Source organism: Candidatus Acidiferrales bacterium, from assembly GCA_035515795.1.
Taxonomy (GTDB): Bacteria; Bacteroidota; Ignavibacteria; order Kryptoniales; family JAKASW01; genus JAKASW01.
In genome coordinates, this window is record DATJAY010000028.1 from 42,495 (window position 1) to 56,027 (window position 13,533).

Below are 13,533 nucleotides of genomic sequence, written 5' to 3' on the forward strand. Positions count from 1 at the left end.
AAAAAGCCGACCCGCGTTGAACACGAATCGGCTTTGAAAGGAAATCTTTCGGTCTTACTTATAAAGGAAGTATTGCACGATCTTTGCCAGGCGCGGATCTGCGGCCGGATATGCGTTTATCACATCCTGGTTGTGATAATCTGTCCACACGTAAGTGCCTGCACCGAGCGAGTTTTCAACGATGCAATAAATAATGGGGGAAGTTCCCTGGATATACGCATATGTTTTGGCGACTGCACTTGGAGGTAGATCGGTAAACTTCTCGTACCCCGACAAGTTTCTGGAGTCAGCTGAAACCCAATTCAAAATTGCTCCGCCCACGTAAGCGTTAAGATTCGGGTCTATTATATGGATGGAATCCACGGATCCGTTTGGATATTGATCATCGTAATTCTGATAATAGCCGGGGAATATTCTCTGCAGGTGATAGTAATTGTAGTGGCCGCCGAACACTTTTCCGCCGTTCGTTATGTAGCGTCCGTACTCGCGTGAAAGTTGAGCGTAATCGTCACCGCCTTCACTGCCGCCATCGCAGTCGGAGAAAACGAGAGTATAACCGGCAAGATAGCTCTGTGCTTTCACCGAGTCCGTGGCAATGTTATTAATAAGGTCGGAGACATAGATCGAATCGTACCCGCCAAAGTTCAGAACCTTCAACACGTCTTCAGTCGCTTCGGCACTAGCTTGAACCACCAAAACCTTGAGTGCGGTGTTTCTCACAACTTGATGATTCCCGATGTTTGTACCGGTTTGGCTTGCTGAAACACTCGCGGTAAACGTCACCTGGAAGATGGCGCCGAGTTTGGCGACAAAAGTCTGGTTCCCTGCCGGTGCCTTTATCGTGGCTTTACCTGTCGTGTCGGTAACCGCCGCAAAAACCGAATCGTTATCGGCCTTACCCTGCAATTTGAAAATTGCACCGGCCTGAGGGTTCCCCGCAGGATTCAAGATCGTGGCAGTGACGGGATACAATGGTCCGTTACTCACGCTGTTTGAACTTTTCGAACAGCTTTCGAACAATACCACAGAGATGAGCAATAAAAATAGAATCGAAGATGTTCTTTTCATGATGCCTCCTTATTATGAACCAGCAAATGTTCTGATTCGCGTTTTAAAAGATTCTTTTGGATTGCCAGAATTATTAATTTAATATAACATACTAATCAATCTTTTTCATGTGATTAATAGCACGGGTAGGAAATCAAGCCTGATAAACAGTTAATATTCAAACGGTCCGCTTTTATATTTCGGTCTATCTTGAAACTGTCGGCAAATAGAGACAAATTTGTTACCGATTCAAGCCAACAGAGAGCAATTAATGAAAACGGACCAAGCCGCGCAGACAAAAAGAGAATCCACAAAATCGCACTGGGAAAATTTCTGGTCGGAAAAAAAAGAAGTCCGCGAAGTCTATTCGAATGACGACCGTGTCCTGCGAAACGTCCTGAAAGTTGCAGATCTCAGGGGGAAACGCGTTCTCGAGATAGGGGCCGGAACGGGACGAGACAGCTTCGGCATGGTGGAACATGGTGCGAGTGTGTTCATGCTGGACTACTCAAAAAATTCACTGAGCATAATAAACAGCATCGCGGCTCAAGAAAAAATCGACGTAAGTTCCATCGGCGGAAACGCATTTTCACTTCCGTTCCCCGACGACTCGTTTGACCTGGTTTTTCATCAAGGGCTTCTCGAACACTTTCGAGAAAATGATGCCAAAAACCTGCTGAAAGAAAATGTTCGGGTCGTTAAAAGTGGCGGGCTGCTTTTGGTCGACGTTCCTCAGCGGTACCACGTCTACACGGCAATGAAACATATTCTCATCGCACTCGACAAATGGTTTGCGGGCTGGGAACGAGAGTTCTCCATTCCTGAGCTCGACAGGCTTTTGCGATCGCTCGGGGTTGTACCAGTTTACCGGTACGGCGAGTGGATGTACCCGAGTCTTTTCTACCGGGTCGTGCGCGAAGGACTCGGAAAATTCGGGATAAAACTCCCGCTCAATCCAACCCCCATCAGGGCGCTTGCAAATTTCCGCAGGAAAATTAGAGAAACACTCCGCGGGACTCCCATCATGCTCCACACTTCGCTGTCCTGCGGAATCATCGCCAGAAAGCCTTAAGACGTGGAATCAAAATTCAAAACGCAAAATTGAAAATTCTCGTCATCGCTCTCTCCGGAATCGGGGACGCCCTCCTCTTCACTCCCGCGGCATCGCTGATAAGAAAAAATTTTCCGGGAACCGGGATCGATGCGCTCGTCATGTTTAAGGGCGCAAAGGAAATTTATGAGCAGAGCGGACTCTTCGACAAAGTCCTCTTCCATGATTTTTTGAGCGCGCCAAAGACAGAGTCGCTGGGAGTTGTGCTCGGCCTTCGGAAAAAATACGACGCGTCTATAGATGTATATCCCTCGAATAGAAGAGAATATAATATCATACAATTCTTAATCGGTGCGAGAAAACGCGGCGCGGTCAGTTATCTGCGGCGTGATTCACTGGAGCTGGGATTTCTAAACAACGTTCGGCTGACGGAAAACGATCTGCTCCACAACGTTCAGGAAAATATTCGCATGTGCGAGAAGCTGCTGGATTTTTCCGCAGCCGAAGAGCCCGACCTTGTTTTACCGATCGACGAAAAACAGCAGGGAGATAAATACCTCGCAAATGCGGGCATAAAAGACTCAGATCTTGTGATCGGATTTCATGCCGGTTCAGCGACTTTCAAAAACCAAGCGAAGAGACGATGGGAGCCGGAAAAGTTTTCAGAGCTGGCAAAATTGCTGGCGGAGAAGAATAATGCCCACATCTTGATATTCGGGGGACCGGATGAAACCGACCTGAAAAATAAAATCCGGGACGGTTCAGGAACGCCGAGAGTTTTGATACCGCAAACGGAATCAATCCTAGCAAACGCAGCACTGGTAAAAAGATGCAGCATTTTCGTCACGAACGATTCCGGGTTGATGCACCTTGCTTCGGCATTGAAAATACCGACGGTGGCCATAATCGGACCGACAAACACGAATTACATTCATCCATGGCACACCAGCTACGAGATCGCGTCGCTTTATCTTGATTGTTCGCCGTGCTTCTTCTACTCTCCCCGGCCGCTTACCTGCTCGCGAACGGATATAAAATTCAAATGCATCAAAGAACTTCCTGTTGAAATGGTTTACCAGAAAGTTATCCGCCTCCTGAATAAAAACATATAGGCGGTCCTTATCCGCCGATTTCCAGCCAAAGGCAAAGAACAGCGTGCTAATTGGTGTTCCTCCACTTGACAAACACTCTGAAAAGAGTTATCATATCATGGTACACGAAAGGAGAGCATCGTGAGGAGGATACTGAATTCCGAATTGTTGATTTTGCAGGCACCCTGCTCGGAGTGGTCGACCCGGAAGGCCTTACCTGCCAAAATTTTTCATTTCCCGCAATCCTGCGATGTTGCGGCCGCGTACGTCCCGAGCCGCCTGATTAAGCGCCTAATTTCAATCTAAAACTTAAGATTTCAAGGGAACGAGGCTGATCATGGGAGCCATAAATGAAAGCTATTGGGAGACGTTCGTCGCCATCATGGCGGCATTTGCATTTCTTGCACTTCTTATTGAGCGTGCGCTCTACCAGGTGTTTGATTCCAGGATTTGGAAATGGGTCGAGGCTTACCTGGATCGACAAACCGGGCTCGATTATTTTGACTTGAAACCCTGGATTTCTGCCGCCGTCTCAATCGCAATCGTCTTTCAGTTCAATCTCGATATGGTTAGGACTATTTTCAATTCGACCGAATCCCATCCTCTATCGATGATCATCACCGGGTTGTTTGTCTCAGGCGGAAGCACGGGTGTCTACAAGTTTTTCAAGCGTGCTCGTCAAGTCAAAGATGCCATGGCAGAGCAAAAGATGACTCTGGTCAAAACCAACAAGCGAAGCCTCGCCCAAAAACGGGAAAACGAAACATAGGAATAACTGTTGCAGCCGAACGACCGACAATTTCAGAATTCAACTATCAAATAACTCAAAGCCAAAAAGCAGGAGGATCATATGGCAAAGCGAAAGAAAGTATCCCGCGCGGGAAAATCGCGGAGCACACGAAAGACACAATCCGGCAAACTCGGCTACGGCTGGCTGCCCGATCTGCCGGATCACCGGGATCTCTTGTACGGACAAATTCGTCCGGCAATTGCCCCACTTCCATCTTCGATGGATCTTCGACCGACTTGTTCACCCGTTGAAAACCAAGGACAACTTGGAAGTTGTACGGCAAACGCACTGGTCGGCGCGCTTGAATTCTTGGAGAAGAAAGACGGCATGAAACTCGTCGACCTGAGCAGACTCTTCATTTATTATGACGAGCGCGCCGTTGAACACACGGTAAAGTCAGATTCCGGCGCGCAAATCCGTGATGGCATTAAAACGCTCGCCAAACAGGGAGTGTGTCCGGAAAAAGAATGGCCCTACAACGTCGCAAAATTTGCAGCCAAGCCATCAGCGAAGTGTTACAAAGATGCGCTCCAGCATGTTATCACTTCGTACCAGCGCATCCTGACGTTAGACGAAATGCGAAGCTGTCTTGCCGGTGGATTCCCATTTGTATTTGGGTTCACGGTCTATGAAAGTTTCGAGTCGCAGCAAGTCGCGCAAACCGGGATCTTAAACATGCCACAGCCGGGCGAGAAGGTGATGGGCGGTCATGCGGTAGTTGCCGTTGGTTATGATGATTCACAGAAACGTTTCATCATACGCAATTCGTGGGGAGCAAGCTGGGGACAGCGCGGCTATTTTACAATGCCCTATGATTATCTCGCCGACAGAAATCTGTCGGATGACATCTGGACAATTCGAAGAGGCGAACACATGTAGTAAGCTCACAAGTCATGGCTCATAGATCGTGACTTCGTATCTGTGAGCCATGAAGTTTTTCTAAATACTTGGGAAGATATCATTTGTGGACTTGCCATTCCTGCATTTCGGTTTGACAAGTTCTTCGCGCTGAAAGTTTTTCAGTTGGAATGAAATACGTTTTCCGATACATTAAGATGTGTGTCACGGGTTTGTATGCAGCATAACTTCATGAAATACTACCATGTGAAGCAGAGATTACGAATTCACGGTTGCGGACAGTCATGAAGAAATTCATTTCAACACTCTTGATCCTGGTGCTCGCGGCAGATCTTCTAAATGCGCAGGGATCAAAAGTCACCATAACCACTCACGACGGCGGTTGCCATACGTGGAGAATTCTTTTTGCCGACAGCAGTACACTTGTGGTCTGGAAAAGTGATTCGTCGTATGACGCTGACAAGATCAGTGAATATGCAGCGCGGCTGTACCCTTCTGAGATAAATCGCATTATTGTTCCGAGACATAGCTGTTTGTGGGCCGGGGCAGGCATAGGTCTTTTGACCGGCGCCGCGGTCGGAGCTTTTATAGGCTACTCTTCCGGCGACGATCCAGCCGATGAGTTTCTCAGCATGAATGCCAGCGAAAAGGCAGAACTAGCAGGAATCTTTCTCGGCCTCAGTGGAGCAATCTTCGGAGGAACTGTGGGTGCTGCGCACGGACTTGACGACGATGACTTCATCCTGAACGGACATCAGGAGAGATACATTGCAGTATTGCCGGAGTTGCAGGAAAACGCCTTGTTTCAATCTACACCCCCGCCTGAGCTGCGTGATTTCATTTCGCGAAGCGCAGAGCCCTCTGTTCAAAGTCGCAGATTGACTTCTAATGAAATGAATCGATTACCCGAGCCTCCGATCCCAAGGGTCCATCTTTCGGTGAGTGGAGCGGTATCTATAACAGGACCGGCGGGTGACAATCTCAATGCGGCATTTAATTCTTCCGGCTTCGGAGGAACGGTGAATGGCTGGCTTGGAACTGCATACTATCCAAGCAATTATGGGAATCCTTTTGCGTGGGATATTTCCAGCGACTATGATCTAGCCAGCAATATTCGGTTAGGATTGAGATACATTAGCGACATTGCAGAGCGGGATGTCGAGGGTCCGGATGAGGAAACCGAAGGCAGTCGCGGTATTTCTTACAGCTTGCTTTTAACATACGTAGCCTTACCTGTGGATAGTCTGCTTTCATCACGCTCCGAAGTTGCACTTGAGGCCGGTCCAAGTTTCAATTCGTTGTACGTCGGCGGGACGTTGTCTGCGGAGTATTTGTCCGCCGGATTCGTCTATACAGCAGTTCTGTTCCATGAGAGAAAGAACGTGTTGGGATATCAAGTTTGTGCCAGTTACGACTATTACTTTTCGCGCCACGTTTCGCTTCACTGTATGCTGAGTGGAAATTTCATCCCCTCGTCGGTTGATGTGCAGGAGGTACAATACACAAATCCTTCCAACGGTGAAACGAAAACGCTCAAGGCCCATTCCGTGAATTTTTCGGAGCTTTATATCTCCACCGGCATTCGATTCCATTTTTAATATGGCGATTCATCCTTATTGAAGATGGGTCAAGGAAATACCATATTCTTTTTTAAGGCTTCACATCGGCCGGCTGTAAGCTATCCCCTTCATTGAGTTGATTCTAAGAACTCAACTCATCAAATTCCAAAGATGGAGCCCGAGTACATTGCCGAGAAGTCTGTGTTCGTCGAAAAAGTTCATGTAGGAAGGCCGCTTCTTTACTCAATACTTCTAAACGGGTTGATTACAGTGGTGGAGCTGATCGGCGGCATTCTGTCCGGAAGCCTGGCACTCATCTCTGACGCGATGCACAACTTCAGCGACTTCATCGCGCTGATAATCAGTCTGATCGCCAGCCGGATGATGGACTGGGCAGGCAACACCAAGAAATCCTACGGCTACTTCCGTTTCGAAATCCTTGCGGCATTCATAAACTCCGTTCTCCTCGTTCTCATCGGCATTTATATAATTTATGAGGCGCTTGCTCGCTTTCGACATCCGGTGCACATCGATTCGGTAATGATGCTGATAGTAGCAATTGTCGGGTTAGCGGCAAATCTGTCGTCGGTTTTGCTGCTTCGCAAGCATAGAAGAGAAAATCTCAACATCAAGAGTGCCTTTCTCCATTTGATAACGGATACTCTGGAGTCCGGAGCTGTGATCGTCACCGCTGCAATTATCACCTTCATAAAATTTTCCTCGCTTGATTTGATCATGTCCGTCGTCATCGGCGTCTTCATCATAAAGAGTTCGTGGGACTTGCTGCTCGAATCGACCAACATCCTTACCGAAGGCTCCCCAAGAGGAATCGATCTCAACGAAGTGGGAAGCTTCATAAAGGATTTTCCGGGAGTCAAAGGGGTACACCATCTTCACATCTGGAGTTTGTCGTCCAATTTCCGCGCTTTGTCGGCGCATATCGTGGTCGATGACATGCAGCTCAGCCGCACTATTGAAATAACCTGGGAGCTAGAGCAGCAGCTTGCAGCGAGATTCAGCATCGACCATCCGACGTTCCAGCTGGAGACCCGGCTGAACCAAGATTGCGGCGAAGAATTGATTCCGCAGTATAAAGACGGAAACCGCAGATCAAAGACCTCTTGATGAGTTCCAATCCACAAAACATTGAAAGCGACCTGAGAAAAAAGATCTCGGGTGAAGTACTCTTCGACGAGATTTCCCGAACGCTCTTCAGCACGGATGCCTGCATGTACCAGATCAAGCCGCTCGGCGTCGTGGTGCCAAGGAATATCGAAGATGTCATCGAGACAGTCCGATATTGCTCCGAGCGGCAAATTCCGATTACGAGCCGGGGAGCCGGCACAAGTCTGGCCGGGCAATCGATCGGGAGCGGGATTATCCTTGTCTTCAATAAATATTTCCGGGAGATACTCGGCATCGATGAGGCAAAACAATCTGCAAGTGTACAGCCCGGAGTAGTTTTGGACAAGCTCGACAGATACCTCTTGCCGCATGGGGTTATGTTCGGTCCCGATCCATCCACAGGTAAGCAATGCGTCATCGGCGGAATGATCGGAACGAACGCGGCGGGTCCGCACACGGTTAAGTACGGTGCCACGAAGGACAACGTGCTCGAGTTGAAGGTCGTTACGTCCGGGGGAGAACTTCGGACTTTTTCGGCAGAAGCGTCTGAAAACGAATTCATCAGGAAAGTGGGGGACATCCTTCTCCCCCATAAGAACTTGATTGACAAAAGATTTCCGAAGACCTCGAAAAATTCTTCAGGCTACAACCTGAAGGACACGGTCAAAGACGGCGCGATAGACCTGACAAAACTGCTCTGCGGAAGCGAAGGGACACTCGGGATAGTCGTCGAAGCAAGATTAAAACTGGTCCGTCTTCCAAAAGAGAGAAGGAACCTGATCGCATATTTTTCATCCTACGAATCGTGCGCCGCCGCCGCAAAAGATTCCTTGCAATTCGGTCCGTCGGCAGTGGAGATGCTGGACAAAACCTTCTCGAACACGGCGCTCGGCATCGATCCGGTATTGGACGAGATACTTAAACAGAATTTCGTCTCGATAGTTATTTTTGAGTTTGAGGAAACAGAACCAGGTCTTGCAGAAGGGAAGATTTCCAGGCTATCCGAGCATCTCAAAATCCTGGGGTTAAGTCAAAGGCAGATCATGCCGCGCGACCAAAATGAGGCATCCAAACTCTGGCGAGTTCGCAAGGAAGCGTCCGCAATCTTTTACAAAATAGAAAAGCCCGGAAAGAAGACTTCGTTTGTGGAGGACGTTGCCGTCCCGATTGAAAGACTTCCGGTTTACCTGGTTGGTGTGCAGAGAATTCTCAAAAGATACGACCTGCAATGTGCTCTTTATGGCCACGCTGGCGACGGAAACACTCACACCATTCTCCTCCTCGATCAGAAGAACAGGGAGCATCTGGCGAAAATCGATCCGATCGCAAATGAAATTTATGATCTTGCAATATCCCTTGGCGGAACTCTGAGCGGCGAGCATGGCGACGGACTCTTGCGAACTCCTTTCCTGTCCAAACTCTATGGCGAAGAGATTTATTCGCTTTTCAAAGGAGTGAAGGAAATTTTTGATCCGGACGGAATAATGAATCCGGGGAAAATCATCGGAAGCCAAAACGAGTCCGTCGTCCACGACCTACGTTATGGTGAAAATTACAGAAGAGTCGGAACGGCGACATCTCTCGACGAGGCTGACATGGCAAACGAGATAGAGAAATGCCATGGCTGCGGATTGTGCCTGAGTTACTGTCCGACAGCTCTCGCAACATTTGACGAGAGGGCGACCCCGCGCGCAAAAGGAAATGTACTTCGTGGAATTATAAGCGGGGGTTTGGACTCGGACATTTTGGGGAAACAGGATTTCAAGGATGTTCTCGACTACTGCTTCAACTGCAAGCTTTGTCTTACAGAATGTCCAACGCAGATCGACATTCCCGGAATGGTGATCGAGGCGAAGACGATCTTTTTTGAAAAGACAGAAAAATCCCGACAAGATAAATTTATCAATCGACTCCCGATTTTTTCGGCCGCCGCTTCGGTTAGCCCGACGATCGCGAACCTGGCATCGGGTCTGAAGATTTTTCGCAAGCTTACAGAAAAGTTATTCGGCATCGACTATCGAAGACAGCTCCCCCTTTTCCACAAACCGCTTTTTAAACGAATTGGATTAAATAGAAAGACGGAGACCCCCCAAGGCAGAGTCATTTACTTTTCCGGCTGCTTTGCAAACTACAATGACGTTACAGGCGAAGGACTTGCCGCAGTAGAAGTACTCAGGCGAAACCGGATTGATGTTCGAGTGCTCGACAGCCTTCGTTGCTGCGGGATTGCACGTATAACTACAGGGAGCAAAAGTGAGGTGATCCCCGATGCCGCGTGGAACACAGCTCAGCTTGAAACTTACATAGATCAAGGCTTCGACATAGTTTTCTCCGCCCCAAGCTGCGCGCTGGCGGTAAAAGAAGATTATCCAATTTTGCTCGCTACCTCTTCTGCGGAAAAAGTCGCCGCACATTCATTCGAGCTCTCAGATTATCTTTCAGTACTCCATAAGGAAGGTAAACTTAACACGGACTTTGGCCCGATTGAAAAATCTGTTACATATCATAATCCGTGTCATTCGATTCCTCTCGGCGTAAGAAAGCAGCCGATCGATCTGATGCGACTCATCCCTGATCTAGAAATCTTAGAACTGGACGAGGATACCTGCTGCGGAATGGCGGGAACTTTCGGTTTGAAAAAACAATTCTATGATCTTTCAATGGAAGCGGGGGCAAATTTATTCGACCAGATAAAGGACAGGAAGGTCGATTCCGTAATTACGACCTGCGGAACATGCAACATCCAGATTTCGCAAGGCGCAAACGTGAAAGTTGAGCATCTCGCAAAGATCTTACTGGAAAGCTATAGGATGTACGACGGGACAGCAGGTCAGCACAAGAACGCGCAAAAAGGATTTTCAGATGAAGAAACCGTGTCAAAAATTTTGCAAACGGATTCCTTCGGGAAAAGCCTTATAGAATAAGCATGAACAGTTCCGCTATGCAGGTGAATTAGTTTTCTCCCTACTTTCGCATTTTTCTATCTCCCACTACGTAAAGCGGTCGACTAACATCTCCCGCTAAAAACCAACAGGGCTGCCCTCTTAACAATTTCTTCCTGAAAAGGCATTGTCCCCTTAACCATCGCTTAATACCACTTCGGTATTTTGATCCGAGATTCGTCTGACGAATGGGTTCAGAGGGATAGACGTCTCACAGTCAAAGCGATTTCAAAAACTTGTTTCATTTTCATGGAAGAAGGGTTCATGTTGAGAGTTAGTTGCGCGCTGCTTTTCTTAGTTTTGGCTGCATCGGAACAAATCGCAATCGGCGGAACGATCAAGGGACATGTCAAAGAAACGAAGAGCAAATCTGGAATAGTCGGTGCCGCTGTGTTTCTTGACGGAACGAGCTTCGGTACGATGACAGATACCAGCGGTGCCTACGAAATTAGCGACGTGCCTGCAGGGAGCTATAAAATCTCGGCTTATGGAATTGGCTACACAAACGCCGGCGGGGACATAGATATTCCGAGTGACACGAGCGTGCTTGTCAGAGATTTCACGCTAAAAGAAAACGCGATAACGCTTCGCGAGACCATAATCGAAGCAAGAGCAAACAACACGCTTGAAACAGCAGCAAGGGCCACGGAAAAAAACTCTGAAAACATCGTGAATGTGATCTCCGCGCAGGCAATCGAACAATCTACCGACCTCTCGGCGGCGGACGTCATGCAGAGAGTCTCCGGCATGTCGCTGATCCGCCAGCAGGGTGAAGCCCGCTATGTCGTGATGCGCGGACTCGAGCAGCAATACAACAATACTCTGGTCGATGGAATAAAAATACCGAGCCCCGAAGCCAAGGACCGCTTTGTACCTCTGGACATTTTCCCGTCATCGCTTTTTGAAAGGATAGAAGTTGAAAAATCATTAACGCCCGACTTAGCAGGTGACGCAATAGGCGGATCAACCGACCTCATCCTAAGAAAAGCTCCACAGGACTTCACATTTTCGCTGAGTGCTGCAAGCGGATCAAGCTCCGGCGTCGTGGGGAGCGCTTTCAGCACCTTCGACAGAAGCACAGTAAATGATCTTGATCCTGAGCGACTGCACGGGACAGTGGACGATGAAAACCCCACCACACAAATCAAACCACGTTACAATCCGACGCCCTCCGACTTTACGACCGCAAACTTGATATTCACAAACAAAGCTGCCCTCCCCGATGGCCTGCTTAATGGCCTTGTCGGCGATCGATTCCTCGACAACAGGTTCGGCATCATGGCCGCCGGTGCCTTTCAAAACACTTATGTCTATGTCCCCGTTCAATTTTATTCCGTCTCCTCAGACATCAACACGTTCGATCAATCCGGCCACCTAATCCCGTATCGTGCTGATTCAACAGATCAAAACTACTACACAAACAGGATGAGGGGCGGCGCAGTACTAAACGCAGACTTCATCGCGAGCGAGGGTCACGAGTTATCCGCGACTTACATGTATGTCGTTCAACAGGAAGCCCAGACACGCCATGAGACTCAAGTGACAATCGATGGTGAACGAGGAGCTGCCGATTTTACTTACTCACACCGCTCGGCACTGCGAACGCAGGATATCTCCAGCATTTCTCTTGGAGGCAGGCATTTCACAGATTCGCCCATATCGATAACATGGACACTTAATTACACGGATGCTTTGCAGGATCGACCGGATGAAGCTGAATATTCTGTCTATCAAAACTACAATGCTCAGCATGTTTTGTCAGGCACGTTGGGATTAGCGGACATAACTCACGACTGGAGAAGGAATGACGATCGTCAGTATCTCGGGAAACTAGATGGAACATACCATTTGACGTCGGATGGTACGCAGACTTTCCAGGTCGGCATGGAGGCTCAGGGACTCCGGCGCGCAAATTATGAGGACGATTACAAACTAAATCCGTATGTTTTCACCAGCGGTCCTTACGCTGGACACACAGAACCCTTTACAACAATCGATAGTGCTGTTGTGACCGTGTTTGGATACGGAACAACTTCAGGGACCTCCGTGTATGGATACCAGAACTATAAAGCAAGCGAAGTCCTTCTCGCATCATATTTTGAATACAAAGCAATCCTCGGCCAATTGCAGATTCTCGGTGGAATGAGATGGGAACAGGCTCATGACATATATAACACAATGGCGAATCCTGTAGATAGTCTCCGACAGGCAAATATTTTTATGGTCAACATCCTTCCCGGTATCCACTTCAGATATGAACTTACCCCGGAGCAACTTCTTCACTTTTCAGTGACTCAGAGCATGAGCCGCCCAAGTTATTTCGACTTGGTCCCTGCCGTTGATCGCTCGGACGAAAGCTCTTCGACCGGAAATCCGGGACTTCGTCCCGCTGTATCAACGAACGTAGATCTGCGATATGAATATTATCCAAACTCTACTGACGTTTTTTCGGCAGGGGTTTACTACAAAAGAATAAAAGATCCTATCGAGGACGAATTCAACTCCATTGGAGTGGTGCTCAACACCACAAAGATTAACGGCGATCCTGCCACCGTATATGGCTTTGAAGGCGTGATTTCAAAACACATAGGTAATTTCGGTGCAACAGTCAATTACGCTTATGTCATTTCAAAAATTTCAAGCATAAAGCAAGTCACCGTAGAAGACATAAATAGCGGTGACCTTACGCAATTGTATTACAAAGAAACGACGCCGCTTCCATCCCAGTCACCTCAAGTTGTTAACGTCATACTCTCATACGATAACCCAAATTGGGGAACAAAGTTAGAGCTCGCCTATAATTACACGGGAAAACGACTCCGTGCCGTTGCCCAGTTGGACGGTTACGACACATACGAAGAAGGAGTCGGACAGCTCGATTTTTCCGGCGAACAAACACTGTTGTTCAACCTGAAGTTAAATCTAAAACTAACCAACCTTACAAATGCCCAGGATATCACCGAAATAGAAACCGGAGAGTATCTCAAGCATGTACCGATAGTTGTCGAACGCGACCTAAACAAGATGGGGGGATCGGTTGGAATCAGCTATGATTTTTAGTTTCACTGGA

The 13,533-nt window shown here is 48.1% G+C and carries 9 protein-coding genes; 8 read left to right on the forward strand and 1 reads right to left on the reverse strand.

What is annotated here, in order from left to right; translation table 11 throughout:
• Positions 1–54 precede the first annotated feature (54 nt).
• Positions 55–1,068 (reverse strand): hypothetical protein, encoded by a 1,014-nt coding sequence (locus VLX91_12020; protein ID HUI30933.1) that lies wholly within the window; start codon positions 1,066–1,068, stop codon positions 55–57.
• A gap of 250 nt (positions 1,069–1,318) precedes the next feature.
• Here VLX91_12020 and VLX91_12025 point away from each other — a divergent pair, with 250 nt between their 5' ends.
• The 8 genes from VLX91_12025 to VLX91_12060 all read left to right on the forward strand — a co-directional run bounded on the left by VLX91_12025 (position 1,319) and on the right by VLX91_12060 (position 13,523).
• Positions 1,319–2,119, forward strand: a complete 801-nt coding sequence (locus VLX91_12025; GenBank protein ID HUI30934.1) for a methyltransferase domain-containing protein — start codon at positions 1,319–1,321, stop codon at positions 2,117–2,119.
• Positions 2,120–2,148: 29 nt separating this feature from the next.
• Positions 2,149–3,210, forward strand: coding sequence for a glycosyltransferase family 9 protein (locus tag VLX91_12030; protein ID HUI30935.1), 1,062 nt, complete (start codon positions 2,149–2,151; stop codon positions 3,208–3,210).
• A gap of 316 nt (positions 3,211–3,526) precedes the next feature.
• The gene (locus VLX91_12035) at positions 3,527–3,958 is read left to right on the forward strand and encodes a hypothetical protein (protein HUI30936.1); all 432 of its coding nucleotides are present in this window, start codon (positions 3,527–3,529) and stop codon (positions 3,956–3,958) included.
• An 81-nt stretch (positions 3,959–4,039) separates the two neighbouring features.
• Positions 4,040–4,858, forward strand: coding sequence for a C1 family peptidase (locus VLX91_12040; GenBank protein ID HUI30937.1), 819 nt, complete (start codon positions 4,040–4,042; stop codon positions 4,856–4,858).
• Positions 4,859–5,121: 263 nt separating this feature from the next.
• A complete protein-coding gene (locus VLX91_12045) occupies positions 5,122–6,435 on the forward strand; it encodes a hypothetical protein (protein ID HUI30938.1) in 1,314 nt (437 codons plus the stop codon).
• A 132-nt stretch (positions 6,436–6,567) separates the two neighbouring features.
• Positions 6,568–7,521: a cation diffusion facilitator family transporter gene (locus VLX91_12050; protein HUI30939.1), complete on the forward strand. Its 954-nt coding sequence runs from the start codon at positions 6,568–6,570 to the stop codon at positions 7,519–7,521.
• Positions 7,521–10,445 carry an anaerobic glycerol-3-phosphate dehydrogenase subunit C gene (locus tag VLX91_12055; protein HUI30940.1) on the forward strand — a complete coding sequence of 975 codons (2,925 nt, stop codon included), beginning with the start codon at positions 7,521–7,523 and terminating at the stop codon, positions 10,443–10,445. The genes VLX91_12050 and VLX91_12055 overlap by 1 nt, the downstream gene beginning before the upstream one ends.
• Before the next feature lie 267 nt (positions 10,446–10,712).
• Positions 10,713–13,523 carry a TonB-dependent receptor gene (locus VLX91_12060; protein HUI30941.1) on the forward strand — a complete coding sequence of 937 codons (2,811 nt, stop codon included), beginning with the start codon at positions 10,713–10,715 and terminating at the stop codon, positions 13,521–13,523.
• The last annotated feature ends 10 nt before the right edge of the window (positions 13,524–13,533 follow it).

Excerpts from the sequence above, each read along its gene's own strand:
- VLX91_12020 (HUI30933.1), bottom strand. The coding sequence starts at position 1,068 with ATGAAAAGAACATCTTCGATTCTATTTTTATTGCTCATCTCTGTGGTA.
- VLX91_12025 (HUI30934.1), top strand. The coding sequence starts at position 1,319 with ATGAAAACGGACCAAGCCGCGCAGACAAAAAGAGAATCCACAAAATCG.
- VLX91_12035 (HUI30936.1), top strand. The coding sequence starts at position 3,527 with ATGGGAGCCATAAATGAAAGCTATTGGGAGACGTTCGTCGCCATCATG.
- VLX91_12040 (HUI30937.1), top strand. The coding sequence starts at position 4,040 with ATGGCAAAGCGAAAGAAAGTATCCCGCGCGGGAAAATCGCGGAGCACA.
- VLX91_12045 (HUI30938.1), top strand. The coding sequence starts at position 5,122 with ATGAAGAAATTCATTTCAACACTCTTGATCCTGGTGCTCGCGGCAGAT.
- VLX91_12050 (HUI30939.1), top strand. The coding sequence starts at position 6,568 with ATGGAGCCCGAGTACATTGCCGAGAAGTCTGTGTTCGTCGAAAAAGTT.
- VLX91_12055 (HUI30940.1), top strand. The coding sequence starts at position 7,521 with ATGAGTTCCAATCCACAAAACATTGAAAGCGACCTGAGAAAAAAGATC.
- VLX91_12060 (HUI30941.1), top strand. The coding sequence starts at position 10,713 with ATGGAAGAAGGGTTCATGTTGAGAGTTAGTTGCGCGCTGCTTTTCTTA.